Origin of the sequence: Kocuria rhizophila DC2201 (assembly GCF_000010285.1) — a bacterium.
Classification (GTDB): domain Bacteria; phylum Actinomycetota; class Actinomycetes; order Actinomycetales; family Micrococcaceae; genus Kocuria; species Kocuria rhizophila_A.
In genome coordinates, this window is record NC_010617.1 from 1,602,418 (window position 1) to 1,628,657 (window position 26,240).

General features: G+C 72.5%; 18 protein-coding genes and 1 pseudogene. 7 read left to right on the forward strand and 12 right to left on the reverse strand.

What is annotated here, in order from left to right:
- Positions 1-50 precede the first annotated feature (50 nt).
- Positions 51-512 (reverse strand): dUTP diphosphatase, encoded by a 462-nt coding sequence (dut, locus tag KRH_RS06970; protein ID WP_012398491.1) that lies wholly within the window; start codon positions 510-512, stop codon positions 51-53.
- Between the two features lie 79 nt (positions 513-591).
- Here dut and KRH_RS12645 point away from each other — a divergent pair, with 79 nt between their 5' ends.
- Positions 592-1,404, forward strand: a complete 813-nt coding sequence (locus KRH_RS12645) for a DUF3093 domain-containing protein (protein ID WP_081431604.1) — start codon at positions 592-594, stop codon at positions 1,402-1,404.
- 35 nt (positions 1,405-1,439) lie between these two features.
- On the opposite strand, the pseudogene KRH_RS06980 reads toward KRH_RS12645, so the two are convergent.
- Positions 1,440-1,730, reverse strand: a pseudogene (locus tag KRH_RS06980) (DUF4193 domain-containing protein); the annotation flags it as partial.
- Between the two features lie 319 nt (positions 1,731-2,049).
- Between KRH_RS06980 and sepH the strand changes: the two are divergent.
- Together sepH and KRH_RS06990 are read left to right on the forward strand one after the other, a co-directional pair.
- A complete protein-coding gene (gene sepH, locus KRH_RS06985; protein WP_012398494.1) occupies positions 2,050-3,585 on the forward strand; it encodes a septation protein SepH in 1,536 nt (511 codons plus the stop codon).
- A 138-nt stretch (positions 3,586-3,723) separates the two neighbouring features.
- Complete coding sequence (locus tag KRH_RS06990; RefSeq protein WP_041297373.1) at positions 3,724-4,323, forward strand: hypothetical protein; 600 nt, start codon at positions 3,724-3,726, stop codon at positions 4,321-4,323.
- Positions 4,324-4,359: 36 nt separating this feature from the next.
- Here KRH_RS06990 and KRH_RS06995 read toward each other — a convergent pair whose 3' ends face one another.
- From KRH_RS06995 to KRH_RS07010, 4 genes are all read right to left on the reverse strand, one after another.
- Entirely contained in the window at positions 4,360-5,508 is a 1,149-nt protein-coding gene (locus KRH_RS06995; protein ID WP_012398496.1) for an alkaline phosphatase family protein, read from the reverse strand.
- A complete protein-coding gene (locus KRH_RS07000; protein WP_041297374.1) occupies positions 5,505-6,206 on the reverse strand; it encodes a DUF5998 family protein in 702 nt (233 codons plus the stop codon). The genes KRH_RS06995 and KRH_RS07000 overlap by 4 nt, the downstream gene beginning before the upstream one ends.
- A 73-nt stretch (positions 6,207-6,279) precedes the next feature.
- A complete protein-coding gene (locus tag KRH_RS11775) occupies positions 6,280-7,887 on the reverse strand; it encodes a serine/threonine-protein kinase (protein WP_012398498.1) in 1,608 nt (535 codons plus the stop codon).
- A 12-nt stretch (positions 7,888-7,899) separates the two neighbouring features.
- Positions 7,900-10,590, reverse strand: coding sequence for a GNAT family N-acetyltransferase (locus tag KRH_RS07010; protein ID WP_012398499.1), 2,691 nt, complete (start codon positions 10,588-10,590; stop codon positions 7,900-7,902).
- Between the two features lie 70 nt (positions 10,591-10,660).
- Here KRH_RS07010 and KRH_RS07015 point away from each other — a divergent pair, with 70 nt between their 5' ends.
- Entirely contained in the window at positions 10,661-13,216 is a 2,556-nt protein-coding gene (locus tag KRH_RS07015; RefSeq protein ID WP_012398500.1) for a DNA gyrase/topoisomerase IV subunit A, read from the forward strand.
- Between the two features lie 317 nt (positions 13,217-13,533).
- On the opposite strand, the gene KRH_RS07020 is transcribed toward KRH_RS07015, so the two are convergent.
- Positions 13,534-15,642 carry a DNA gyrase/topoisomerase IV subunit B gene (locus tag KRH_RS07020; protein ID WP_012398501.1) on the reverse strand — a complete coding sequence of 703 codons (2,109 nt, stop codon included), beginning with the start codon at positions 15,640-15,642 and terminating at the stop codon, positions 13,534-13,536.
- A 226-nt stretch (positions 15,643-15,868) separates the two neighbouring features.
- On the opposite strand from KRH_RS07020, the gene KRH_RS07025 reads away from it, so the two are divergent.
- Positions 15,869-16,069 (forward strand): DUF7455 domain-containing protein, encoded by a 201-nt coding sequence (locus KRH_RS07025; RefSeq protein ID WP_050738048.1) that lies wholly within the window; start codon positions 15,869-15,871, stop codon positions 16,067-16,069.
- A 106-nt stretch (positions 16,070-16,175) separates the two neighbouring features.
- Here the strand turns inward: KRH_RS07025 and KRH_RS07030 are convergent, their stop codons facing one another.
- The 5 genes from KRH_RS07030 to KRH_RS07050 form a co-directional block, all read right to left on the reverse strand.
- Positions 16,176-16,871 carry a ubiquinone/menaquinone biosynthesis methyltransferase gene (locus KRH_RS07030; protein ID WP_012398503.1) on the reverse strand — a complete coding sequence of 232 codons (696 nt, stop codon included), beginning with the start codon at positions 16,869-16,871 and terminating at the stop codon, positions 16,176-16,178.
- Between the two features lie 32 nt (positions 16,872-16,903).
- A complete protein-coding gene (locus KRH_RS07035; RefSeq protein WP_012398504.1) occupies positions 16,904-18,622 on the reverse strand; it encodes an RNA polymerase sigma factor in 1,719 nt (572 codons plus the stop codon).
- Positions 18,623-18,845: 223 nt separating this feature from the next.
- Entirely contained in the window at positions 18,846-20,291 is a 1,446-nt protein-coding gene (locus tag KRH_RS07040) for a hypothetical protein (protein ID WP_012398505.1), read from the reverse strand.
- Positions 20,292-20,572: 281 nt separating this feature from the next.
- Complete coding sequence (locus KRH_RS07045) at positions 20,573-21,868, reverse strand: MFS transporter (RefSeq protein WP_012398506.1); 1,296 nt, start codon at positions 21,866-21,868, stop codon at positions 20,573-20,575.
- A gap of 59 nt (positions 21,869-21,927) precedes the next feature.
- A complete protein-coding gene (locus KRH_RS07050; RefSeq protein ID WP_012398507.1) occupies positions 21,928-22,857 on the reverse strand; it encodes a proteasome assembly chaperone family protein in 930 nt (309 codons plus the stop codon).
- A gap of 218 nt (positions 22,858-23,075) precedes the next feature.
- On the opposite strand from KRH_RS07050, the gene KRH_RS07055 reads away from it, so the two are divergent.
- Both KRH_RS07055 and lpdA read left to right on the forward strand, forming a co-directional pair.
- Complete coding sequence (locus tag KRH_RS07055; protein ID WP_012398508.1) at positions 23,076-24,596, forward strand: leucyl aminopeptidase; 1,521 nt, start codon at positions 23,076-23,078, stop codon at positions 24,594-24,596.
- Positions 24,597-24,769: 173 nt separating this feature from the next.
- A complete protein-coding gene (lpdA, locus tag KRH_RS07060) occupies positions 24,770-26,137 on the forward strand; it encodes a dihydrolipoyl dehydrogenase (protein WP_012398509.1) in 1,368 nt (455 codons plus the stop codon).
- Positions 26,138-26,240 lie beyond the last annotated feature (103 nt).

Here is a 26,240-nt window from a genome sequence, read left to right on the forward strand (position 1 = left end):
GTACCGGGTCGCCCGCGTCGTGCGCAGCCCAGCGGTTGTTGGCGAGCGGGTCAGTGCGTTCCGGAGGAGCCGAACCCGCGCTCGGCCCGTTCGCTGGTGGGCAGCCGATCGGTGACCCGGAACCGCGCGGTCACCACCTCCTGGACCACCAGCTGGGCGATCCGCTCGCCGCGGCGCACGGTGTAGGGCTGCCGCGCGTCCGTGTTGAGCAGACACACCCTGAGCTCACCCCGGTAGCCGCTGTCCACGGTGCCCGGGGCGTTGACCACCGTGATGCCGTGCTTCGCGGCGAGTCCCGAGCGGGGGTGCACCAGACCCACGTACCCCGCCGGGATCGCCACGGCCACGCCCGTGTCCACGAGCGCGCGCTCGCCGGGCAGCAGCTCCACGTCCGCGCGGGCCCGCAGGTCCGCTCCGGCGTCCCCCTCGCGCGCGTAGGCGGGGGCGGGCAGGTCCGGGTCCAGCAGCTGCAGGGCCACGTCCACCGTGGCGGGGGTGCTCGCGTCAGTCACAGTGCCCCACTCTAACGCGCGGCGCCGGGGCCCCACGCACGGTGGGCCGGCTCCCGGGTGAGTGTGCCAAGGTGGTGCCATGAGTTCTCAGCATCCGGAGCCGGGCGCGGACCGGCCCCCGCGGCGCGACACCGCGGCCACCCCCCGCTCCTCCGCCACGCACCACCCGTCCGAGGCCCGCGGGACGCTCGACGCCGCGGCGCCCTCCCCCGAGCACACCGCCTCGGCCGCCGGTCGCGGTGCCTCCCCCGGCGCGCACGACGACGCGCCCCATGCCGCCGAGCGCGCGGCCCGCTCCGCTCCGGACGCGGCGACCGCGACCCGGCCGGGGCGCGACGCCACCCCCGCGGACCGTCCCCGAGACGGGGACGGTGAGCGGGCGGCGTCGTCCGCGGCGCAGACCCCCGCGACCACCGGCGCGGTGCAGTACTCGGAGAAGCTCACGGTCTCGTGGTGGGTGTGGTTGATCGTCGTGTTCGTGGGAGCGGCCGGCTTCGTGGCCGTGGCACCCATCAGCATCGCGGTGGGGGTGATCGTGGGCGCCGTGCTCATGATCGGCGTGGGGCTCGCCGTGCACCTGGGGGCCCCGAGCATCGTGCTCACCGACGAGGACCTGCGCGTGGGCCGCGCCTACATCGAGCGCCAGTACGTGGGCGAGGCCGAAGCGCTGCGCGGTGCCGAGGCGCGCACCGCACGCGGGCCGGGGCTCGACGGCCGCGCCTTCATGAACTTCCGGGTGTCCGTCCCGGACCTGTGCCGCATCCGGATCACCGATCCCGTGGACCCCACTCCCTACTGGCTCACCGCCACGCGGCACCCCGACGAGCTGGCGCGCGCCGTCAATGCCGGCGCGGGCCACCGCGCAGAGGCCCCCCGCGACGACAGGCCCTGAGGCGCCCCGCCGCTGCGTGCGCACCGGCACCCGAGGCACTCGAAGCAGTACTTCACACCGTTGCGCTCCTCGGCGAGCTGCGAACGGTGGCGCACCAGGAAGCAGGAACCGCACGTGAACTCGTCGTCCTGCGCCGGGAGCACCACCACGGAGAGCTCCTCGTTGGAGAGGTCGGCGCCGGGCAGCTCGAAACTCTCGGCCGCCGTGGCTTCGTCTTCGTCAACGCTCCCGGACTGGTGGTCCGACCGCCGGGACTGCAGCTCCTCGATGGAGTCTTCCTTGAGGTCCTCGTCCTGCTTGCGCGGTGCGTCGTAGTCTGTGGCCATGTGTCTATCCGCTCCAACCGGTCTTCGCGAGATCGCTGCGAGAAACGGGTCCCCGGGCGATCTCCCCCGGGGCCGTGTCGCGTAGATTGTTCACCATGGGGGCCGAAAAAGCCAGCACCCCCGCGGGGGTTTTCTCGCACAGCATGATCGTGGCCGCGGGCCCGCTCGCACCGCCCCTCCGCCGGCCCTTCACGACGCCGCCGCGCGGCCCCCACGCCCTGCCCGGTCCCGGCCGGGGCGGGCCAGTAGACTGAGTGCCACGAACGCGCGGCGCGCACCACGGATCCCGTGGCGGACGCACCGGTGAGGGAAGGACAGCATGGAGCAGTTGCGCCTGGCAGGAGTGCACGACGACGGTGAGCACCTCATCGTGGAGACCCCCGATTCCACGAGGTACCTGCTGACCATCGACCAGCAGTTGCGACAGACCATCCAGCACGCGCGCCGCAAACCGCCGGCCCGCGGCCGCGGGGGCGCCTCCTACGGCCCCCGGGACATCCAGGCCAGGTTCCGTGCCGGTGCGAGCGTGGAGGACATCGTCGCGGAGTGCGGCTGGGAGGCGGAGCGCGTCCGGCGCTACGAGTGGCCCATCCTGGCCGAGCGCTCCCACATGGTCAGCGAGGCGTGCCGCGTCAAGGTCTCCGGCACGGATCCCGCCCACGACGGCTACCGCTCGGTCTTCGAGGGCGAGCCCAGGACGCTCGAGGAGACCGTGCTCGAACGCGCCCAGCAGCTTGGGGTGCAGCGCTCCTCGCTGGACTGGGACGCCTGGCTGCGCGAGGACCAGCTGTGGACCGTGCAGCTGAGCTTCACCGCGTCGGAGACCACCTCGGGCCCCGCCGGCACCGGCCCGGCCCGGTGGAGCTTCAACCCCGCCACCCAGAGCGTGCGCCCCGAGAACGACTGGGCCCGCGCCCTCATGGAGGAGCCGCGGGAGACCGGACCGCTCGGCACCGCCGCCCCCGCGGCACCGGCCGCGGCTCCCAGCCCGCAGCTGCGCCGGCTGCAGCACGAGGCGAGCCAGGCCGACGACCTGCTGGACGTGCTGCAGTCCCGGCGCGGCCGCCGGTTGGGCTCGGACGAGACCGCCGACGACCGGCTCGCGGAGATCCTCGGCCGCGGCATGGGCCCCGTGGAGCAGCGTCCGCGTCCCATCGACGCCCCCGAGGACTCCCCGGTCTTCGACCGCCCTATCCAGCCCGCGGCCTCCCAGATGGCCGAGGAGCAGGCGCTGCGCGGTGAGGGCATCGAGATCGTGGACGACTCCACCCCCGCGCGGCACGAGACCGCCCCCGGCCACGACGCACCCGCCGAGGACCCCTCCAGCGGTGGCGCCGCGTTCTCGGCAGGACCGTCGGGGACCGTGCACCGCGGGACGGGGACGTCCCGGGACGCCGCGTCCGGGGACGGGGAGGCAGAGACCCCCGCCGCGGAGAGCTGGGTGGACGTGACCGGCACGGAGGCCGCCGCCGAGGTCACCACCGGCGAGGACGGCACGGAACCGGCAGCCGGTGCGCCCACCACGCGGGAGACCGTGGCGCCGGTGGCCGCGCTGCACCCGCGCTCGACCTCCCCCGCCGCGCCCTCGGACGCACCCGAGCACACCGGGGCGGACGGCTCCGCAACCCGCGACCACGGGGCGGACACCTCACCGGCGGAGACCTCACCGGCGGAGACCCGCCAGGATGCTGCGGACACCCAGCAGGGCGGGGAGCACGACGTCACCGGGACCCACCGGGGCTCCGACCGGGATGACGACGCCCCGGCCCCCGGTCCCCGCGGCCGCACCCCCAAGGCCAAGCGCTCGTCGGTGCCCAGCTGGGACGACATCGTCTTCGGCGCCAACAGGTCCTGACCCTCGATCCCCGGCCCCACGTGCTGTGGTGCGCCGGGGCCGCACCACGCGGTACAGTCGCGTGGAGCGGACCGGGACCAGGGGAGAACACGACCCGGCCGCGCGTGTGGTCATGGGCGATTCCGAGGGACAATGGGCATGAGCAACTCCATCCAGGACGATCTATTCGGGGACGACTCCCAGCCGACGGGCTCGGCGAGCGCCGAGTCCCGCTCTGGGGCGCGTCGATTCCTCGCGCCCGCGGCCCTGGGCGGTGCGGCCCTGCTGGTGCTGGCGGGCGTGGGTGCGGTGGCGTTCACGGGCCTCACCGGCGGCTCGGACGATCCCGCGCCCGCGGACTTCGCGAGCCAGACCCCCTCCAGCACGCCGAGCCCCACCCCCACACTCTCCGCGACCCCGAGCCCCACCCCCACCGTGGAGCCGACCTTGCCGCCGGAGCAGTACTACGTTCCCCCGCAGCAGCCAGTGGCGCCCGTGCAGCCGGTGGTGCCCGTTCCGCAGCCGCCCGTGGTGCCTCAGCCGGCTCCGACCACAGCCGAGCCCACGGAGGCTCCCGAGCCCACCAAGGCGCCGGCACCTACCAAGCCCCCGGCACCCACCCAGGCCCCGATACCGCCGAAGCCCCCGCAGCCCACGCTCCCCCCGCCCGAGAAGCCCAAGCCCACGAAGCCTGCGGGCAAGGGGGCCGCCGTGGAGCAGCCCGGGCCCGCGGCCACGCAGGGCACGTCCTCCCGGTGAGGCCCGGGGCCGCGTGCCCCGGTCAGGGGCGCGGACTCACCACAGCAGGGCAGGGACGCGCCGCTCGTCGTCCGTGAGTGAACCGTGCTGGCCCACCATCGCGAGGGGGCGGGTTCCCTGGCGGGCGACGTCGTAGAGAGCGATCTCCTCGCGGCCCAGGATCCACACGTCCCCGGCGCGGGCGAGCAGTGCCGGATCCGGATCGGGGCCGAAGTAGCCCCCCTGCACGAGGGCCTCGCGCGTGGCCACCCACACGGCGTCCCCGAAGTGGTGCCGCCACGTGCGCGCCACCGTCGCGGGGTCGGTGCCCGGCGTCACGTGCAGCTGCAGGGCCCGGGGCTCCCCGGCCGTGAGGTGCACGCCCGCCATGAGCTCCGGGTCCGCGCTGACGTCGATCCGGTACTCCGGGACCACGTCCACCATGCCGTGGTCCGCGCTGAGCAGCACCCGGGTGTTCGCGGGCAACCGGGTGACCAGCCGTTTCAGGGCCGAGTCCAGCTCCTCGAGGGCATGCAACCACGCGTCCGAGCGCCAACCGAGCTTGTGGCCTGTCTTGTCCAGCTCGTCCCAGTAGAAGTACACCAGCCCGCGGCGCCCCTCGCGCAGCTGCTCGAGCGCCCGGGAGGACCGGGCGTACACGCCGTCGGCGCCCACGAACCGCCCGCCGCGCAACGCGGCACGGGTCAGGGCGGAGGTCTCGAATCGGGGTGCGCTCACGGTCACGGCGTCCACGTGCTGCTCGGCGCGCTGCAGCACGGTGGGAACCGGCTGCCACTGCAGCGGGTCCACGTCCGCGGGCCAGTTGCCGAGCATGTTGACCACCCTGCCGCTTGCTGGGTCCAGGACGTCGTAGCCCAGCATGCCGTGGCGCCCGGGCGCCGCACCGGTGCCCAGGCTGGACAGGGACACGGACGTGGTGGAGGGGAACGCGGCGTCAAGCTCGCCCAGGGAGTCCGCCGCGCGCAGCGTGGGTGCGTAGCCGGAGACCTCGCGCAGCAGCCGCGAGCCCAGCCCGTCCACGAGCACCACCACGTAGCGCCGGGCGGCGGGCAGCCCCAGGGCGTTGGACGTGCCCGGGACCCCCACGGCGGCCGCCGCGGAGGACAGCGTCTCGGCGATCGAGCGGCTGCCGTAGCGTGGCGCGGGAGGCAGCGTGTCCGGGAGCGCGGCGGGCGCCCCGGTCACGAGGTGTGCCCCGTGTCCCGCCCGCCGAGCCGGTGGCTGAAGCGGCTGCGCGGGGTGGCGCCCTCGGCCCGCGGTGCCCCGGCGTGGGGAGCCGCCAGCTGGGCGCCGGAGTCGGTCAGGGGCGCCACGTTGGCCCGGCGCAGGGTGCGCGCGAACTCCCGGGCGCCCTCCACGGCGTCCTGCCCGTCTGCCTCGGAGCTGATGCGCATCACCACGTCCTCGCTCGCCGCGGTGCCCGTGTAGCCGTGATCGGCCTGGCACTCGGGGTCCTCGCACATCGCGGGGTAGAGCTCGAGCTGCTGCGTGCCCGTCCAGCTCACCGCGAGGTTGAGCTCCATGATGGGCGTTCCCGGCTGATAGTCCTGGGGTTGGTGGTACGCGTAGCTCAGGGTCACCGAGCGGATCTGGGAGATCGGCACCGTCTCGGTGGAGACCCGCGCCACGGTCTCCGCGCCGGTGTCGTCGTACTGCTGGTCATCCACGTGCGTGATGTGCAGCACGTCCTCGGCCAGCACGAGCGCGGTGATGTGGCGGTGCAGCTCGGTGTTGGTGAAGTGCGTCTCCAGCTGCACGAGGTGGGACACGGGCTGCCGCCCGTCCAGGGAGTCGTTGACCACGTCCGTGACGAGCTGGGGGTAGAACCCCGCCTTCTCGATGTCCTGGACGAGCCGCGAACCATCGGGTGCTGAGTAAGTCATGGGCCCATTGTCCTCCACCGCGGCCCCCGGGGCACACCGTGTCAGCGAACGGCGCCCGGGCCGCACTCCCGCGTCAGGGCGTCACGACGCAGGAGACGGTCCCGTCCTCGAGCTGGGTGCACTGGGGGGTCACGTCCGTGGTGGGTGCCGGGCTCCGTGCTGGGGTCCCGCCGCCTCCCGGAGCTCGCGCCGGGGCGCTCGTGCTGGGCGCCGCGGGGTCCGGGTCCCCCGTTCCGGTCCACCGTGCCAGCACGGGTCCCAGCCACAGGTATCCCACCACCACGGCGAGCACCGCGAGCAGCACGCCCAGCAGCCACCACGGCCACCGCGCACGACGCCGCGCGGCGGGTCCGCGCGCAGCCGCCCCGCCCGCACGGGAGAACGCGCCCGTGCCGCGTCCCGCCGAACCGGTCGGCTCGGACACCGTCCCGTCCACGGGCAGGGTGGCAGTGTCCCCGGCTGCCCGCACCTCCTCCGCCGCGCCGGAGGGTCCGGTGAGCCGCTGCACGGGCGGGGGCTGCGCGGCGTCGATGAGCTCGGTGCTGTCCTCGGCGGGCGGCTCGGCGAACGAGCGGGCAGGAACCTCCCCGGGGGCTGCGGAGTGCGGGTCGGCGGCGACCCCGGCGGAGGGACCCGTCGCGGTCACAGGGGCGGTCACAGGGGCGAACGGGCGCAGCACATCGGTCCCGCGCTGCGCCATCTCGGGCCGGTCCTGGACCGGGACGGCCTGGCGGTGCACGGCGTGCCAGGCAATGGGCGCGTCCTCGGTGCACGCGGCCCCGGAGGGCAGCCGGGCGGCGTCGGCCACCGGGGACAGCTCACGCTCCGTGGTGGGCTCAAGCACGTCGAATACCTCGAAGGGCTCGCCCTCTGCGGTCTCGGCCGAGCGCCCCACCCGCCGGTCGGCCGTCTCCAGCAGGCCTGCGAGCAGCCGGTCCGCCGCCCGGACCCGCTGCTCGAGGTCGGGGTCCAGCAGCCCGGCGACCCCCGCGCGCAGGCACGGCGAGTCCGCGAACAGCCCGAGCGCGGCGACGTCGCCCGGGCCCAGCGGATCGCCGCTGAGATCGGCCTCGGGCAGCACCATGCGCACCGCGGTCACGCCCGCCGCGTAGAGGTCCATGCCGGGCGAGGGGTTGCCGGGGGCGTACGCCTCCGTGGGCAGGTATCCGGGGGTTCCCACGACCGTTCCGGTGTGGGTCAGGCGGGCGTCGTCGACCCGCACCGCGATCCCGAAGTCCGCGAGCCGCGCCACCGGCAGGGCCGAGCCGGTGGGTTCCAGCAGCACGTTGGCGGGCTTGACGTCGCGGTGCACCCATCCCCTGGTGTGCACGAAGCGCAGGGCCTCCAGCAGCTGGCAGACGAGCTCCTCCGCGAGCCAGTCCGCCACCGCCCCGTTGTCCTGCAGCGCGGCCTCCAGGGTGCCGCCCGAGACCAGTTCCATGGCGATTGCCACGTGCTCATCCTCTGCGGCCCACCCGTACGGTGCCACCACGTGCGGGTGCTCCAGGTTCACGGTCTGCTCGCGGACGAAGCGCAGCAGCTCCGCAGAGTCCCGCTGACGCAGCACCTTGGCCGCGCACTCCCGGCCGAGCCGGAGGTCGTGGGCACGCCACACGGCACCGCTGCCGCCCTCCGCGATGGGCGTCAGCAGCTCGAACCGGCCGGCGATCGTGTCCCGCACTCGGTGCTGCGCCTAGCCCAGCATCGCGCGGCGCGCGCTGTCGGTGCGCTGGCCGGGATCGCCGATCTTGACGCTCGCCGAGAGCACGGTCAGCACGGAGCCGGAGAGCACCACGGGGTTCAGCTCCAGGAACGCGACCTGCGGGAAGCGGTCCTTGAGGTACGCCACGCGGTTGACCAGCCGTTCCAGGCCCGTGGTGTCCACGGGCGGAACCCCCTGGTAGCCGAAGAGCTTGCGCGCGGCCTTGGGCGCCCGCACCATGCGCGTGATGTCCCGGTCAGTGAGCGGGGGCACCCGGTGGGCCCAGTCGTCCAGCAGGTTCACGGCGTCCCCGGCCATCCCGAAGGAGAGCACGGGCCCAATCAGCGGGTCCTCGGCGGCGCGCAGCACCACGGTCTGACCAGTGGGGGCCATGGACTGCACCTCGAAGTCCGTGGCGTTCCACCCCGCCAGGGTCCGGCGCATGGTCTCGATCGCCGCCCGCAGCTGCTCCGCATCCTCCAGGTTCAGCACCACGCCGCCGAGGTCCAGGCGGTGGCGCAGGAACGGGTCCGTGGTCTTCAGCGCCACCGGGTAGCCCAGCCGCTCGGCGGCAGCACACGCCTCGTCGGGATCCGTGAAGCGCGCCGACTCGAGCACCGCGATGCCCGCGCAGCTCAGCAGCTCGTTGCGCTCGGCGATCGTCAGCTCGTACAGCGTGTCCCCGCTGACCTTCTCCCACTGCCGCTCCAGGAACTTCTCCACGCCGTCGAAGTCGAAGCCCTCCGGGTCCACCACCACGCCATGGTCTTGCGAGCGCCAGGACGTGTAGTCGATCACGCGGGCGAGCGCCGTCATCGCGGCGCCGGGCGAGTCGAAGCACGGCAGGGCGGCGTCGCCGTCCGTGCGCACCGCGGTGGTGACGGCGTGCGGGCCGAACTCGCCCGTGAACACCAGCAGGGTGGTGCGCCCCGCCTCGCTCGCGGCGTGGGCGACGTCGCGGAGCACCGCGTCACGGTCCAGGCCGGGGACGGGCATCAGCACGACCACGAGGCTGTCCTCGGTGTCCCGCGCGAACTCGGCGCGCACCGCGGCGAGGACGGCCTCGCGGGCGGCCGCGGCGCCGTGGGTGGTGTCCACGGAACCGTCCACCGTGCCGGGTTCGAGGTCCAGGCGCAGGGCGGTGTCCTCGGTGAGCTGGGCCAGCGCGAGCGCGTTGGAGAGCACCGCGACGCGCCGCGAGCGCGGCAGCGGCTGGCACTCGGCCACGGCGGCGATGTCCATGAGCTGCTCCGTGGTGGCCGCGCGGATCACCCCAGCCTGACGGAACATGGCGTCCAGGGCGCCGGCGGGGGCCTGGGTGACGCGTCCCGTGTGCCCGGGCGGCAGGCGCAGGCCGGTGACCTCGGACTTGGCGACGATCACGGGCTTGGTCAGGGACAGCCTGCGGGCGATGCGCGAGAACTTGCGGGGGTTACCGACGGACTGCAGGTACAGCCCGCACACGGTGGTCCCGGGGTCGTCCTCCCAGTGCTGCATGAGGTCGTTGCCGGAGACGTCCGCGCGGTTGCCCGCCGAGAGGTAGCTGGACACCCCCACCCCGTGGCGCAGCGCCGCGCCGTAGAGCATGGTGCCCACCGCGCCGGACTGGGAGAACAGGCCCAGCCCGCCGCGCCGCGGCAGCTCGGGCAGCACGGACGCGTTGAGGGAGACCTCGGGGTCCGTGTTGATCAGCCCCAGGCTGGCCGGGCCCACCACGCGCATCCCCGCGGCCCGCGCGATCCGCACGAGCCGGCGCTGGGCCGTGGCCCCCTCCAGGCCGTCCTCGGCGTAGCCGCCGGTCATCACGACGACGGCGCGCACGCCGGCCCTGCCGCAGTCCGTCACCGCGTCCTCCACGGCCTCCCGGGGCACGGCGATCAGGGCGAGGTCCACGGGGCCCTCGATCTCGGACAGGGACGGGACGAAGGTGAGGCCCTCCCGCTCGTAGGGGGTGTGCCCCACACCGTAGAGGGTTCCGGTGAAGCCGCCGGCCAGGATGCCCTCCACCGCGTGATGCCCGGCGTGGTCCTCGTGGGCGGAGGCCCCGACCACGGCGATGGTGGAGGGCGTGAGCAGGTCCTTGACCGAGCGCGCCTCCGCGCGGTGCTCGCGCGCGGCCATCACGGCCAGGGACTTCTCGGTGGGGTCGATGTCGAAGTCCACCACCACCACGCCGTCCTCGAACTGGCGGGAGACGTCGTAGCCGGCCTCCACGAACACGTGGAGCATCTTGCGGTTCTCGGGCAGCACTTCCGCCGTGAAGCGGTCGATGCCGTTCTCCCGTGCGGCCGCGGCCAGGTGCTCCAGGAGGATGGAACCGATGCCCCGGCCCTGGTGGTGGTCCGAGATCATGAATGCCACCTCGGCGGCCCGCGGCGTGGTGCGGTCGTAGCGTCCCACGCCGATGAGCCGCTCCCCCAGCATCAGCACGAAGCACACGCGGTCCACGTGGTCCACCGTGGTGAAGCGCTCCAGCTCCCGCTGGGACAGCCGGGGCTTGTAGGAGAAGAAGCGCAGGTAGATGCTGTCCTGGGACTGCGAGGAGTGGAACTGCTGCAGCAGCTCCTGGTCCTGCGGGCTGATGGGCCGCAGGTGCGCGGTGGCTCCGTCGCGCAGGATCACGTCCGCCTCCCAGTACTCGGGGTAGGACTGCTGCTGCGGAGTCTCGTCGTGGGAACCCATAGACTTCAGACTAGCCAACCGCCTGCCCCTCACACAGGAGCACGCATCGATTCCAAGGAGTTGCCGCTCGATGGCTCGTCGCCGCTCAGCCACACGTTCCCCCCAGGACGACCTCCCCGAAGACTTCGTCGAGCACATCGTGGACGTGGACGTCACCCAGGAGATGGAGACGAGCTTCCTGGAGTACTCCTACTCCGTGATCTACTCACGTGCCCTGCCGGACGCCCGGGACGGTCTCAAGCCTGTGCAGCGGCGGATCCTGTTCATGATGGATCAGATGGGTCTGCGCCCGGACCGCGGCCACGTCAAGAGCGCCCGCGTGGTGGGCGAGGTCATGGGCAAGCTGCACCCCCACGGGGACGCCGCGATCTACGACGCCATGGTGCGCATGGCGCAGTCCTTCGCGATGCGCGTGCCCCTGGTGGACGGGCACGGCAACTTCGGCTCGCTGGACGACGGTCCCGCCGCCCCGCGCTACACGGAGGCCCGCATGGCCCCGGCCGCGCGCACCCTCACCGGGGACCTCGACGAGGACGTCGTGGACTTCGTGCCCAACTACGACAACCAGTTCCAGCAGCCCGCGGTGCTCCCCGCCGCCTACCCCAACCTGCTGGTCAACGGCGCCACCGGCATCGCGGTGGGCATGGCCACGAACATGGCCCCGCACAACATGCGGGAGGTCGCCGCCGGCGCCCGGCACCTGGTGCTGAACCCCGAGGCCACGCTGGAGGAGCTCATGAAGCTCATCCCCGGCCCGGACCTGCCCTCGGGCGGGCGGATCGTGGGCCTGGAGGGCATCCGGGACGCCTACCGCACCGGCCGCGGCTCGTTCCGCACCCGCGCCACGGTGTCCGTGGAGCAGGTGTCCCCGCGCAAGCAGGGCATCGTGGTCACCGAGCTGCCGTACATGGTGGGCCCGGAGAAGATCACCGAGAAGATCAAGGACGCCGTCCAGGCCAAGAAGCTCACGGGCATCTCGGACGTCGTGGACCTCACCGACCGCACCAACGGGCTGCGGCTGGTGATCGAGGTCAAGAACGGCTTCAACCCGCAGGCCGTGCTCGCGCAGCTCTACAGGCACACGCCCCTGGAGGAGTCCTTCGGGATCAACAACGTGGCGCTCGTGGACGGCCAGCCGCGCACCATGGGTCTGCTGGAGCTGCTGCGGGTCTACACGGACCACCGGATCGCCGTGGTGCGCCGGCGCACCGCGTTCCGCCTGGCCAAGCGGCAGGACCGGCTGCACCTCGTGGAGGGCCTGCTGATCGCGATCCTCGACATCGACGAGGTCATCCAGATCATCCGCGGCTCCGAGGAGACCGCCGAGGCCCGGGACCGGCTGATCGCGGTCTTCGACCTCTCCCGGGCCCAGGCCGAGCACATCCTGGAGCTGCGGCTGCGCCAGCTCACCAAGTTCTCGCGGATCGAGCTCGAGGCCGAGCGCGACCAGCTGCAGAAGGAGATCGCCGAGCTCGAGGCGATCCTGGGCTCGGAGACCACGCTGCGCGGCGTCGTCGCCGACGAGCTGTCCGAGACCGCCCAGAAGTTCGGGGACGAGCGCCGCACCGTGCTGCTCGAGGCCGAGGACCTGCCCGCGGTGACCGCCGCGCAGACCGGTGGGAAGAAGGCGGCCACGTCCGTGGCGCTGGAGATCAGCGACGACCCCTGCTGGGTGTTCCTCTCCACCACCGGGCGGATCGCCCGCAGCGCCACGCGCCGACCGCTGGCGGACGGCTCCCGACGGTTCAAGCACGACGCCCTGACGAGCGTGGTCCCCGCCACCGCGCGCGGGGAGATCGCTGCGGTGACCTCCACGGGGCGGATGCTGCGCGTCTCGTGCGTGGACATCCCCGTGCTGCAGGACTTCGACGGCGTGCCCCGCCTCGCGGACGGTGTACCCGCCGCGGACTTCCTGGGTCTCGAGAAGAACGAGGCGCTCGTGGGCCTGGCGCCCCTCAGCGAGGTCGTGGCCATCGGTACCGCGGCCGGCGTGGTCAAGCGCGTGAACCCGGACTACCCGCTGAACCTGGACCAGTGGCCCGCGATCAAGCTCAAGGACGGGGACCGCGTGGTCGGTGTCTCGGCCGCCCCGGACGGCACGGAGCTCGTGATGGTGTCCTCGGACGCCAAGCTGCTGCACTTCCCCGCCTCCGCTGTGCGTCCGCAGGGCCGTACCGCCGGTGGCGTGGCCGGGATGAAGCTCGCCGCCGGTGAGCACGTGATCTTCTGCGCCGCAGTGGTGCCGCAGGACTCCACCGTGGTGGTCACCCAGGCCCGCGGGGACGGTCAGCTGCCGGAGATGGGAGAGGCCTCCGTCAAGGTCACCCCGCTGAGCGAGTTCCCCGCCAAGGGCCGTGCCACCGCGGGCGTGCGCGCGCAGCGGCTGCTCGCCGGTGAGGACGCCCTGAACCTCGCGTGGGTGGGCCACGGACCGGGCAAGGCCGTGTCCGCCGCCGGGGTCGCACGCACTCTGCCCACCGAGTACGGCCGCCGGGACGGCTCCGGGGTGGGCATCGACCGCGCCGTGGCCGCCGTGGGACCGGCTCTCACGGGCCTGCCCGTGGAGGTCCCCGCCGCCGCAAGCGGTTCCGGGGAGGACGCGGGCACCGCCCCGGCAGACGGCTGAGCCGCTGGCTGCCCGGGGGCCGGTGCCCTCGGGACACGGACGACGTGCCTCGTCCCGGGGCGGATCGAGCCGCGTGACACGCGGACCGGTTCGGCCTCGGCCCGGACGACGACGCCTGCGCCCGCGCCGCGCGCAAACGCGACCGACCGGCGTCCTACCCCCACTGCGCTGATGCAGCCCCCGCCGCCTGCTCCCGCAAGGCGACCGGGCACCATTCTCACGCCGGGCCGAGCTGGCGCAGCCGGGCGGCGTCGTGGTGCTCGTGCCCCGCAGGCACGGTGCCGCAGCCCGTGGCACGCCACCGTGCGCGGCCCGGATCAGGCGTCGATCTGCTCCTGGTTCAGGTGCGAGGCGCCCGCGACGATGAAGTCCTTGCGCGGGGCCACCTGCGAACCCATGAGCAGGGAGAACGCGCGCTCGGCGGCCTCCGCGTCCGCCACGCGCACCCGGCGCAGCACACGGTGGCGGATGTCCATGGTGGTCTCCGCGAGCTGGTCGGCGTCCATCTCGCCCAGACCCTTGTAGCGCTGGATGGGCTCCTTGTAGCGGCGCCCCTGCTCCTCCAGGCTGCCCAGCAGGGTGTCCAGCTCACGCTCGGAGTACGTGTAGACCATCTCGTTGGCCTTGGAGCCGGGGTTCACGATCTGCACGCGATGCAGCGGCGGCACCGCGGCGTACACACGACCGGCCTCCACGAGGGGGCGCATGTAGCGGTAGAAGAGGGTGAGCAGCAGCGTGCGGATGTGGGCGCCGTCCACGTCCGCGTCCGTCATCATGATCACCTTGCCGTAGCGCGCGGCGTCCAGGTCGAAGCTGCGGCCAGAGCCCGCACCGATCACCTGGATCAGCGCGGCGCACTCGGCGTTGGCCAGCATGTCCGTGATGGAGGCCTTCTGCACGTTGAGGATCTTGCCGCGGATGGGCAGCAGCGCCTGGTGGTTGGAGTTGCGCGCCAGCCGGGCCGTGCCCAGGGCGGAGTCCCCCTCGACGATGAACAGCTCGGAGCGGGCCACATCCGCGGAGCGGCACTCCACGAGCTTGGTGGGCATGGACGAGGTCTCAAGTGCGTTCTTGCGCCGCTGGGTCTCCTTGTGCACGCGCGCGGAGATGCGGGACTTCATCTCCGCCACGACCTTCTCGAGCAGCTGCCCGGCCTGGGCCTTGTCGTCGCGCTTCTTCGATGTCAGCTGCTTCGTGAGCTCCGTCTCCACGACCTTGGCCACGATCTGGCGCACGGCGGGGGTGCCGAGCACCTCCTTGGTCTGGCCCTCGAACTGGGGCTCGGCCAGGCGCACGGTCAGCACGGCCGTGAGACCCGCGAGGACGTCGTCCTTCTCGAGCTTGTCGTTGCCGGCCTTGAGCTTGCGGGTGTTCGCGTCCACCTGCTTGCGCAGCGTCTTGAGCAGGGCGTTCTCGAAACCGCTCAGGTGCGTGCCGCCCTTGGGCGTGGCGATGATGTTCACGAACGAGCGCACCGCGGTGTCGTAGCCCACGCCCCAGCGCAGGGCCACGTCCACCTCGCACGTGCGCTCCACGTCCTGCAGCTGCGCGTGGCCGGAGCCGTCCAGCACGGGCACGCGCTCCGTGAAGGATCCCTGGCCCTGCAGCCGCCACACGTCGGTGACGGGGGCGTCCGGGGCCAGGAACTCCGCGAACTCGGAGATCCCGCCGTCGTACTGGAAGACCTCCTCCACGGGGCCGTCGGCACCGGCGGTGCCCGGCAGGCGGCGCTCGTCCGTGACGGTGATGCGCAGCCCGGGGATCAGGAACGCGGTCTGGCGCGCGCGCCGCACGAGCTCCTCCGTGGAGAACTTCGCGTCCGGCGTGAAGATCTGGTCGTCGGCCCAGTAGCGGATCCGGGTGCCGGTGACGCCGCGCTTGGCCCGGCCCACCACCTGCAGGTGCGAGTCCGTGGTGAAGGCCTCGAACGGGGCGCTCGGGGACGGCGCCCCCTTGTCCGCGAACGTCCCCGGCTCGCCGCGCTTGAAGGACATCTGGTAGGTCTTCCCACCGCGGTCCACCTGCACGTCCAGGCGCGCGGACAGTGCATTGACCACCGACGCCCCCACGCCGTGCAGGCCGCCCGAAGCGGAGTACGAGCCCCCGCCGAACTTCCCGCCCGCGTGCAGCTTGGTGAACACGACCTCCACACCGGTCAGCCCGGTGCGGGGCTCGGTGTCGATGGGGATGCCCCGGCCGTCGTCGTGGACCTCCACGGAGCCGTCCCGGTGCAGGATCACGGCGATGTCCTGCCCGTAGCCGGCCAGCGCCTCGTCCACGGAGTTGTCGATGATCTCCCACAGACAGTGCATCAGGCCGCGCGAATCCGTGGAGCCGATGTACATGCCCGGGCGCTTGCGCACCGCCTCCAGTCCCTCCAGCACGGAGAGGTGGCGGGCGTTGTATTCGGAGCGAGACGGTGTCACGGGCTTCTTCCGGGGGTCGGGGGGCCGCGAGGGCGGCTGGGGACCACATCACTCTAGACGGAGCCCCCGGGGATTTGTGCGCGGTGGGCGAAACACCGCCCGTGCGGGAAGCAATGACCGCGCCCGTGGGTTGTACTGGAACGTGCGATCCGGCCCGTCGAGCCGGCATCGCGCTGCGGTGGGCACACGCGTGCACACCGCATTCCACACCTGTGAGGAGGATCCCATGAACGCGACTCTCGAAGCGCGTGAACTCAACGCGACCCACCGCTGCGACGCCTGCGGCGCGCAGGCCTACGTGCGCGTGGTCCTCGAATCCACCGGCGGCGAGCTGCTGTTCTGCGCCCACCACGCCCGGGTCAACGAGGACAAGCTGCGCCCGCTGGCCGCCTCGTGGCAGGACGAGACCGAGCGCATCGGGGCCTGAGTCCCAAACCGTCGGGGTGGCACGAGACGAGGCGCGCACCGTGCGGTGCGCGCCTCGTCTCGTCTGATCGTCAGGATCGTGCAGCCCTGCCATGCACCCGGTGGGCTCAGGCGGCAGCGGGCTTGCGACCCCAGAAGATCACGTTGGTGCCCAGGTACCTGCTCTCGTACCCCACGTCCTCGAACCCGGCCTCGCGCAGCAGCCGTGCGACCTCAGCGGGCGGGATGAATCCCAGCGTGGAGGACTTGAGGTAGCTGTAGGCGTCGCGGTCCTTCGCGACCAGCTGCCCCAGCAGCGGCAGCACCACGCTCATGCCCGCGGACACCGCGAGCCTGAGCAGACCGCGCGGCGGCGCCGTCTCCAGCACCACCACCCGGCCGCCCGGCCTGAGCACGCGGAACTGCTCGCCCAGCACCCGGGGCACGTCGCTGACGTTGCGCAGCAGGTAGCCGTGGGTCACGGCGTCGAAGGAGGCGTCCTCGTACTGCAGCCGGTGGGCGTCCGCGAACTCCCACGTGACCGTCTCCGCCCCGGGCTTGGTCCGGGCCTCCGCGAGCATGTTCTCGGAGAAGTCCACCCCCACCACCTCGGCGCGGGGTTCACGACGCCGCACGGCCAGGGCGATCTCACCGGTCCCGGTGGCGATGTCCAGCACCTTCCCTCCCGGGGCGACCTGCGCGCGGCGGGCCACCTCACGGCACCACCGGGCGTGGCCGCCCAGTGTCATGAGGGTGTTGATGCGGTCGTACTGCACGTTGACCCGGTTGAACATGCTCTGCACCTGGGAGTCGCGCGTGGTCATCTCGTGTTGGCCCTCCGGCCCCTGCGCGGTCATCAGTCGAGGTAGTCCCGCAGCACCTGCGAGCGGGACGGGTGGCGCAGCTTGGACATGGTCTTGGACTCTATCTGGCGGATCCGCTCGCGGGTCACCCCGTAGACCTTGCCGATCTCGTCCAGGGTCTTGGGCTGGCCGTCGGTGAGTCCGAAGCGCATGGCCACCACGCCGGCCTCCCGTTCGGACAGGGTGTCCAGCACGGAGTGCAGCTGCTCCTGCAGAAGGGTGAAGGACACCGCGTCCGCGGGGACCACGGCCTCGGAGTCCTCGATCAGGTCCCCGAACTCGGAATCGCCGTCCTCGCCCAGCGGGGTGTGCAGCGAGATGGGCTCGCGACCGTACTTCTGTACCTCCACCACCTTCTCGGGGGTCATGTCGAGCTCGTTGGCGAGCTCCTCCGGGGTGGGCTCGCGGCCGAGGTCCTGCAGCATCTGGCGCTGCACGCGGGCCAGCTTGTTGATGACCTCCACCATGTGCACCGGGATGCGGATGGTGCGGGCCTGGTCCGCCATGGCGCGGGTGATGGCCTGGCGGATCCACCACGTGGCGTACGTGGAGAACTTGAAGCCCTTGGTGTAGTCGAACTTCTCGACCGCGCGGATCAGGCCCAGGTTGCCCTCCTGGATCAGGTCCAGGAACAGCATGCCGCGGCCCGTGTAACGCTTGGCCAGGGACACCACGAGGCGCAGGTTGGCCTCGAGCAGGTGGTTCTTGGCGCGGCGGCCGTCGTGGATCACCCAGCGGTAGGCCCGGCGGGTGTTCGCGTCCATGGAGTCGGCCTCATCCGCGAACTTGTGCTCGGCGTAGAGCCCGGCCTCGATGCGCAGGGCGAGGTCCACCTCCTGCTCGGCGTTGAGCAGCGCCACCTTGCCGATCTGCTTGAGGTAGTCCTTGACGGGGTCCGCGGTGGCACCGGCGACGACCACCTGCTGGGCGGGGGCGTCGTCGTCGTCGTTGTTGGTGAGCACGAAGCCGCGAGCGCTGCGGTCCTGGCGGCCCTTCATGAGCTGCGCGGACTCCTCGACGGAGGCCTGCGCGGACTCCTGGGCGTCCTCGTCCTCGGTGTCCTCCTGGACGTCCTCGGGCGCCAGCTCGTCCTCGGCGAGCGCCTCGTCCACCGGGTCCGCCTTCTTGCGGCCGCGCCCGGTGGTCTTGGGGGCAGCCTTCGCCGCGGGCTTTCGCTTGGCGGTGCCCGCCGCAGGCTTCTCGGCGCTCTCCGCCTCGGCGGTCTTGGACGTGGAGGACGCCGTGGTGCTCGTGGCCTTGGTGCCCGCAGTGCGGGACGCGGCGGTCTTCGACGCGGCCGTCTTGCGGGTCGCGGTCTTCTTGGGAGCCGCGGTCTTGCGCGCCGCGGTCTTCTTGGGGGCGGACTCGGCCGGGGCGTCCGACGCGGCCTTCGACGGTGCGGCCGGGGCGGTGGTGGCCTCCGAGGTCGCGTCAGCGGTGGCCGTTGCCGTCTTGCTTCTCGTGGACTTGGTGCCGGCGGTCTTGGCCGTGCCCGCGGCAGTGGTCTTCCGGGCGGCCGTGGTCTTCTTGGCCGCCGTGGACTTGCGCGCCACCGTCTTCTTGGCGGCAGTGGTCTTCTTCGCTGGCGCCTTCTTCGCGGCGGCGCTCGTGCCCGCTCCGCTCGTACCGGTCTGGGCTGCGGCCTGGGCGGAGGCCGACTCTGCCTCGGGGGCCTGGGAGGCGGACGCGGTCTTGCTGGCAGCTGGTGACACGGAAAACCTTTCGTTGGACAGACCTTCAGGGGTCGCCACGCGAGTGGCCAACACACCTATGACCCTGTCAAGTCCGGCCGCCTGGCGTGGGCATCTGCCGAGACTCTGAGGGTCCTATCTGCCGCAACACCGCGGGTGCCGGGTTTGTTCCCGGCGACCGGGAAAAGTTTGCGTCCGCGCGGGTCTGCCCCTCCCACGGCCTCCGTCGTGAGCGGGAGGGAGCTCACGCGGGCGCCGGCGAGGACCGGGCCCACGTGTGCCGCCCCGGCCACGAGGTCCGGCGGTCCGCGCACCACCACGGGGCCACCACGGTGCTGAGCCTGCGCTGGACGTCGCCCAGGGCGCTGCGCCCGCGGGCACGACGCCGCCGAGGCCCGTCCCCCGCGCCGGCCAGCTCGCGGTCGAGGTCCCGCAGCATGCGCGCCGCCGTGTGGGAACGGCCCCGGTACTGCTCGATCTGGGCCAGCACGGCCGTGACGGTCACCAGCCGCTCCTGCGCGGAACGCGGCTGCTGCGCCGGCCCCGGCTCGGGCTCCTCGCTGCCGCGACCGGCGGGCGGCACCGGGTGCTCGGCGGCGGGCAGGGCGCCCCGCAGCACGGCCGCGAGCACCTGCAGCACCCGGTGGGCGCCGTCCAGCGTGTCCCAGTGCGGCGGCCCGTCCCACTCACCCGAGACGGTCACGACGCAGCGCAGGGCCTCGTCGACGACGTCCGTCGCAGGTTCCGTGCCGCGTCCCGCCTCCCCGGACAGGTGCCGGAGGGCGACGTGCAGTCCCTCGAGCGCGGCCTGCGCCCGTTCGAGGCTGCCCGTGAGCCAGAGGTACAGCAGCGCGTCCCGGGTGGCGTGGTCCTCGAGCCCGGCCACGAGTTCGCGCAGCTCGTGGTCGGACAGGCGCAGCACGGTGTGCACCCAGTCCTCGCGTTGTGCCCCGACCCGGCTCACGGCCCGGTCCCAGAGCCGCAGCCGGGACCGGGCCCGGTCCAGATCGCCCGGAGGCGGTGCCGCGGGCCCCGTTCCTCCCCCGCCGAGCTCCTTCCGGTCCGGGGCCTCCCGGTCAGCTGTGCCCTGGCCGGACGCCTCCCGGACAGGCACCGCACTGCCGGCGGTGTGCGGCCCCTCGTCGGCGCCGAATACGCGGATTCCCCGCTCGCGCCACCGGTCGCGGTCTAAGGAGTCGCGGCACAGGGACCCGGGTTCCGCACCGCTGCCCATCGCCACGAGCTGCGCGTTCACCGCGCTGTCCGCGACGAGACGAACGGGCCGGGGCAAGTACGGCGCCTCTGCATCCCACCAGTGGGCGGGTCCCACCACGAGCGTCCGGAGCAGGGTCAGACCCAGCCGCTGCGCCACCGCCGTCCAGCGCTCCAGGGCAGGTACGGTGACCGTGAGCTGCGGTCCGTGCTCGTGGTCCGAGTACACGACCACCACCGCCTCGCCGCAGTGCGGCACCGTCCGCAGGACGTCCCCCAGCTCATCAGCCAGGACGTCCACGTCCCGGTCCTCGCCCGGGGTGTCCAGGCCCAGGCACACGGCATGGCCGCCCGTTGCCGGGAGGAAGACCACGGAGGCCTCCCGTGGCGGGTGCCCCGTCTGGTGCGGGATCAGGGCGAGCAGGTCCTCGGGCTCGCGCAGCCGGATGGTCGTGGTGGGTTCGGGTGCCAGCGTCATGGCACCACGGTGGCCGTGGGCACGCGGGCGTGCGGCAGCGGCGTCGTCGTCCGGGGAGAACGGGCCGGTAGTGCCCGGTCCGGCACCCGCGGTGCAGGCCGCTCGCCGCGGGGAGCCGCGCGAGCGCTGTCGGGAACAGCCCGAACGCAGCGGGGGTGCCGCGCGAACGCCACGGTGTGCGACGTGAGCGCCGCAGGGTGCAGGGAAGGTCGCCTGTGCGCCGCACGCGGAACGCGGCGTCGTCGTCCGGGCCCGGACGCGGCACGGGCAACGGCGTGGAATCAGACGGAGTCGGCGCCGTGGGCGCGGCGCACCTTGACGGTGCAGCGCAGGATCGCCACCGTGCCCACGAGGGCCACGAGACCCTGGGCGGCGATCGCGGGGCGGAAGGCCTCGCCGTCGTACAGGGAGCTGGACAGCCCCGCGCCGTAGAGCAGGTCGAGCACCAGCCCCGTCACGTAGATCGCGAGCAGGGACGCCGCGAAACCGCCCACGTTGGCGAGCCCGGTGGCGGTGCCACCCCACTGGGGCGGGTTGAACGCGCGCACCACGTCGAACGCGATCATGGACGCGGGCAGGGACAGCGCGATCATGCAGACCGCCACGTACACCACAGCGGTGGGCGCGTGGCCGGGCCACACGAGCAGGACGAGCCACCCGGACCAGGCCACCGCGCAGCACGCGAGCACGAGCCGCGAGCGCCGCCGCGCGAACCGCGCGCTGAGCTTGCCCACCAAAGGCGCGACGGCCACGTTGAAGACCACGTAGACGGTCATCACGAGCGAGGCCTGGGCGGGGTCCAGCCCCTGTGCGTTCTGGAGGTAGGGGTAGGCCCACATCAGGGCGAAGGTGTTGCCCGCGAACTGCACCGTGAAGTGGATCCAGAAACCCAGCTGGGTGCCGGGTTCCTTCAGGGCCCGCCCCATGGAGGTCCGCACGGAGGACAGGGAGATGCTGTCGGACAGCGCCGTGACCCCCGGCGGGTGGTTGCGCAGCAGCACACCCGAGAGCACTGCCGCGAGCAGCGCGATGGCGGCCATGGCCACGAACGAGGGGACCCAGCCCGCGGCGTGCAGCAGGGCCGCGAACGGGATCACGGAGAACAGCTGCCCCAGGTTGCCGGTCATCCCGACCACCTGGGTGAGCATGGGCACCTTGAGGGCGGAGAACCACACGGGCAGCAGGCGCATCACGCACACGAACGTGGCCGCGTCACCCGCTCCCACCAGGATGCGCCCCACGACACCACCGGCCACCGACTGCGCCGCGGCGAGCTGCAGCTGCCCCGCCGCCATGGCCACTGCACCCACCGTGATGAGCACGCGCGGTCCGAAGCGGTCCACGAGCACCCCCACCGGGACCTGCAGCACGGCGTAGACGAGCACCTGCATCATCGAGAACAGGGACAGGCCGGACGCGGCGGTCTGGAACCGGTCGGCGGCCTCCACGGTGGCCACCCCGAAGCTCGTGCGCTGGGCCACGGCGGAGAAGTACGCGAACACCCCCACCGCCAGGATCAGCCACGCGGTGGGTGAGTCCTTGTGCCTGGACGGAGGGGGTGTCGACGTGCCGGTCATGCTGGGGGCCTCCCGCGGTGGAAATGATCGACCCGCGGGGCGCACGGTGCCCGCGGGTCCTAGTCCTCGTGGGCGTCCGGGTCGCTCTGGGCGGCGAGGAACGCCTCAGCCGCAGCGCCGAGGTCGTCGGCGTCGGGGAGATCGGCGTCGTCGGGCCCGGCGAGGATCGAACGGCGGGCGGACGCGTCCACCACGTCATCGTATCGCCGTTCCATGTTCTCGATGACGGCCTGCACCTCGGGAGAGGAGCCGGCCTGCTCGTCGATCTGACGGATCACGTCCCGGGAGGCCTCGCGCAGCTCGTCCGTGGGCAGCGTTCTGCCGGTGACCGCGCTGAGGTACTCCAGGGCGGCCACCGCGGCCTGCGGCAGGTAGGACTCGGCGAGGTACTGCGGCACGTGCACGGACAGGCCCACGTGGTCGATCCCGTTCTCCTGCAGCCGCAGCTCCAGCAGGTGGGACACCGAGGCGCTGACCTCGAACGTGGGGCGGTTGCCGTTGATGCGCGGCAACAGGTCCGCGCGGGGCCCGTGGGCGGTGACCAGCACCGGCCGGGTGTGGGGCACCGGCATGGGAATGCCGCCCACCACCGCCACCAGACTGACCTGCAGGCGCTGGGCGAGGCCCACCACCGCCGAGGCGAAGCGCTCCCACTGGGTGTCCGGCTCCGGACCCGTGAGCATCAGGAAGTGGCGGTCCAGCCCGTCCGTGACCACGTGCAGGCTCAGCTCGGGAGCCTCCCAGTCCTCGAAGTGGTCCTGGGCGAACGTCACGCGCGGACGCCGGGAGCGGTAGTCGTAGAGCTGGTCGATGTCGAAGCGCGCCACGGTCTCGCTGGGCATGGAGTCCAGCACCACGGCCTCGATCTGCGCCGCGAGGTGCCCCGCCTCCACGTACCCCGACAGCGCGACCACCAGTGGCAGCCCGCGCAGCCGCGGATCACCCAGCAGGGCGGGGTTGCCCAGGTACAGGGCCGTGGGATCCAGCACTTTTCCTCCTCGGGGACGACGACGCCGCGCCGCGCCCCCTTACCGGGGGCCCACGCGGTTCCTGGTCAGTGCAACGCCCCGCACGCCACCCGCTATTCCCCCGGCCGCCCCGGGGGCCGTGACTAGGATCGGTGTCACACCGGCGCGTCGCGCCCGGGCCCGCGGCCACCTGCACCGCGCGCCCGCCAGTTCTCAGCCAGGCGTGGAAGGACATCACAGTGACCACAGCGCAAGAGATCATCACGACCCACGAGGTGCTGCTCTCCAGCACCACCAAGACCCTCGGCGACGTCCCCGCCGACGCCCTCGTGGTGGGCGTCGACCACGACGGCGCGCTCGCGGTGACCGGCGAGGTCAAGTCCAGCGTGCGGCGTCGTCTCGATGCCCTCGCGCAGCGCGCGCAGGCCTCGGGCTCCGTCGAGAAGGTGACCGTGGTCCCCGCACCGGACGAGGTCCGTGCCGATCTCGTGGTGTTCACCGGTCTGGGCCGTGGCGAGGGCCCGCAGCGGCTCGAGAACCTGCGCCTGGCCGCGGGCTCCGCGACCCGCGCGCTGCAGGGCCGCGCTGCCACTGCCGTGGTCGCGCTGCCCGTGCTCGCCGAGGACGAGGTCCAGGCGGTCGCCGAGGGCGTCGGCCTGGGCGCGTTCGAGTACACCGTGCAGAAGACCACCGAGGACGAGCACGCGCCCCTGCGCGAGGCGTTCGTGAGCGTGCCCAAGAACCTGGCCAAGGCCGCCAAGGGTGCGCTGACCCGCGCCTCCCACGTGACCCGCGCCGTGCGCCTGACCCGCACCCTCGTGGACCTCTCCCCGGACACCGCGACCCCCGAGTTCGTCGCGGACGTGGCCGCCACCGCAGCCAAGGGCACCAGGGTGAAGGTCGAGGTGCTTGCCGAGAAGGAGCTCACCCGCGGCCAGTACGGCGGCCTGCTCGGTGTGGGCCGCGGCTCCGTGAACGGCCCGCGCCTGGTCAAGCTGCAGTGGTCCCCCGCGCGCGCCGCCAAGCACGTGGCACTCGTGGGCAAGGGCATCACGTTCGACTCGGGCGGACTCTCCCTCAAGCCCCCGGCCTCGATGATGACCATGAAGTCCGACATGGCCGGCGCCGCCGCGGTGCTGAGCACGGTGCTGGCCGCCGCCGCCCTCGAGCTGCCCGTGGCCGTGACCGGCTGGCTGTGCCTCGCCGAGAACCTGCCCTCGGGCTCCGCGACCCGTCCCGGCGACGTGCTGCGCATGCACAGCGGCCGCACGGTGGAGGTGCTCAACACGGACGCCGAGGGCCGCCTGGTGCTCGCCGACGGCCTCTGGGCCGCCGGTCAGGAGAACCCGGACCTGCTCGTGGACATCGCCACCCTCACCGGCGCGCAGATGGCCGCGCTGGGCGTGCGCACCGCGGGCATCATGGGCGACGACGCCGCCCGCGGCCTCGTGGTGGACGCCGCGGCCCGCGCGGGCGAACCCGCCTGGCCCATGCCCCTGCCCGAGCACCTGCGGCCCTCGCTGGACTCCTTCGTGGCGGACCTGAAGAACATGGGCGACAAGCACGGCGGGATGCTCGTGGCGGGGCTGTTCCTGCGCGAGTTCGTGCCCGAGACCAACGGTCGCCGCGTGCCGTGGGCCCACATCGACATCGCCGGGCCCTCCTTCAACGAGTCGCAGCCGTGGGGCTACACCCCCAAGGAAGGAACGGGCTTCGGCGTGCGCACGATGCTCGAGCTCGCCGCCTCCTGCGCCGAGTAGGCACCCACCGCGTGAGGTGTGCCACGTTGTGGGGTCCCACCGGGTTGTAATACCTGGTGGGGCCCCACGGGTGGCGTTAGGCTTGACCCCAACCGTGACCGTCCACCTCACTCCCCGGATCGGGACCCGGGCGGACGTCCGAAACCAAGAACTCGAACCCCGAGGGAGCCAACGTGGCCGACAACCAATACGACATCCTGGTCCTGGGCGGAGGATCCGCCGGGTACTCCGCCGCTCTGCGCGCCGTGCAGCTGGGCTACTCCGTGGCGCTGATCGAGAAGGAGAAGCTGGGCGGCACGTGCCTGCACTGGGGCTGCATCCCCACCAAGGCGTACCTGCACTCCGCGGAGCTCGCGGAGGGCGCCCGGGAGTCGGAGAAGTACGGCATCAAGGCCACCCTCGAGTCCATCGACATGGGCGCGGTGCGCGACTACAAGAACAAGATCGTGCAGGGCAAGTACAAGGGCCTCACCGGTCTCATGAAGATGCGCAAGGTCGACGTCATCCAGGGCAACGGCAAGCTCACCGGCAAGAACACCATCGACGTGGACGGCACCACCTACACCGGTGAGCACATCGTCCTGGCCACCGGCTCCGTGTCCAAGACCATGGGCCTGGAGATCGGCGGCCGCGTGATGACCTCCACCGAGGCGCTCGAGATCGACTTCGTCCCGAAGTCCGCGATCGTCCTGGGCGGCGGCGTGATCGGCTGCGAGTTCGCCTCCATGTGGCGTTCCTTCGGCGTGGACGTCACCGTGATCGAGGGCCTGCCCCACCTGGTGGCCAACGAGGACCCCGCGATCATCAAGACCCTCGAGCGGGAGTTCAAGAAGCGCGGCATCAAGTCCAACCTGGGCACCTTCTTCGAGAAGGTCGAGCAGAACGACGACGGCGCCAAGGTCACCCTCGCGGACGGCAAGGAGTTCGAGGCGGACATCGTGCTCGTGGCCGTAGGCCGCGGACCGAACACCGCGGACATGGGCTTCGAGGACCAGGGCATCCCCATGGACCGCGGCTTCGTGACCCCGAACGAGCGCCTGCACACCGGCGTGGGCAACATCTACGCGATCGGCGACATCGTCCCCGGCGTGCAGCTGGCCCACCGCGGCTACCAGCAGGGCCGTTTCGTGGCGGAGGAGATCGCCGGGCTCAACCCCGTGGTGGTCCCCGACATCAACGTCCCCAAGGTCACCTTCACCGAGCCGGAGATCGCCTCCGTGGGCTACTCCCAGCCCAAGGCCGAGGAGAAGTTCGGCAAGGACAACGTGGAGACCTTCGAGTACAACCTGGCCGGCAACGGAAAGAGTTCGATCCTCGGCACCGGCGGGCTGATCAAGCTGGTCCGCGAGAAGGACGGCCCCATCGTGGGCTTCCACGCGATCGGCACCCGCATCAGCGAGCAGATCGGCGAGGGCCAGCTGATGGTCAACTGGGAGGCCTACCCGGAGGACGTCGCCGCGTTCGTCCACGCCCACCCCACCCAGAACGAGGCCATCGGGGAGGCCGCCATGGCTCTGGCCGGCTCCCCGCTGCACGGCTGATCCACCGGGCCGGGCGCCCGCCCTGAGGGCGGGCGCCCGGCGTCGCACACCGGAACCGCCCGGGCCGGAACACGTAGAACATTTTTCGATCTTTTTTCAAGAG

Excerpts from the sequence above, each read along its gene's own strand:
- KRH_RS07025 (WP_050738048.1), top strand. The coding sequence starts at position 15,869 with ATGAACGCGACTCTCGAAGCGCGTGAACTCAACGCGACCCACCGCTGC.
- KRH_RS07040 (WP_012398505.1), bottom strand. The coding sequence starts at position 20,291 with ATGACGCTGGCACCCGAACCCACCACGACCATCCGGCTGCGCGAGCCC.
- KRH_RS07045 (WP_012398506.1), bottom strand. The coding sequence starts at position 21,868 with ATGACCGGCACGTCGACACCCCCTCCGTCCAGGCACAAGGACTCACCC.
- KRH_RS12645 (WP_081431604.1), top strand. The coding sequence starts at position 592 with ATGAGTTCTCAGCATCCGGAGCCGGGCGCGGACCGGCCCCCGCGGCGC.
- KRH_RS06990 (WP_041297373.1), top strand. The coding sequence starts at position 3,724 with ATGAGCAACTCCATCCAGGACGATCTATTCGGGGACGACTCCCAGCCG.
- KRH_RS07000 (WP_041297374.1), bottom strand. The coding sequence starts at position 6,206 with ATGACTTACTCAGCACCCGATGGTTCGCGGCTCGTCCAGGACATCGAG.
- sepH (WP_012398494.1), top strand. The coding sequence starts at position 2,050 with ATGGAGCAGTTGCGCCTGGCAGGAGTGCACGACGACGGTGAGCACCTC.
- KRH_RS07030 (WP_012398503.1), bottom strand. The coding sequence starts at position 16,871 with ATGACCACGCGCGACTCCCAGGTGCAGAGCATGTTCAACCGGGTCAAC.
- KRH_RS07010 (WP_012398499.1), bottom strand. The coding sequence starts at position 10,590 with ATGGGTTCCCACGACGAGACTCCGCAGCAGCAGTCCTACCCCGAGTAC.
- KRH_RS07015 (WP_012398500.1), top strand. The coding sequence starts at position 10,661 with ATGGCTCGTCGCCGCTCAGCCACACGTTCCCCCCAGGACGACCTCCCC.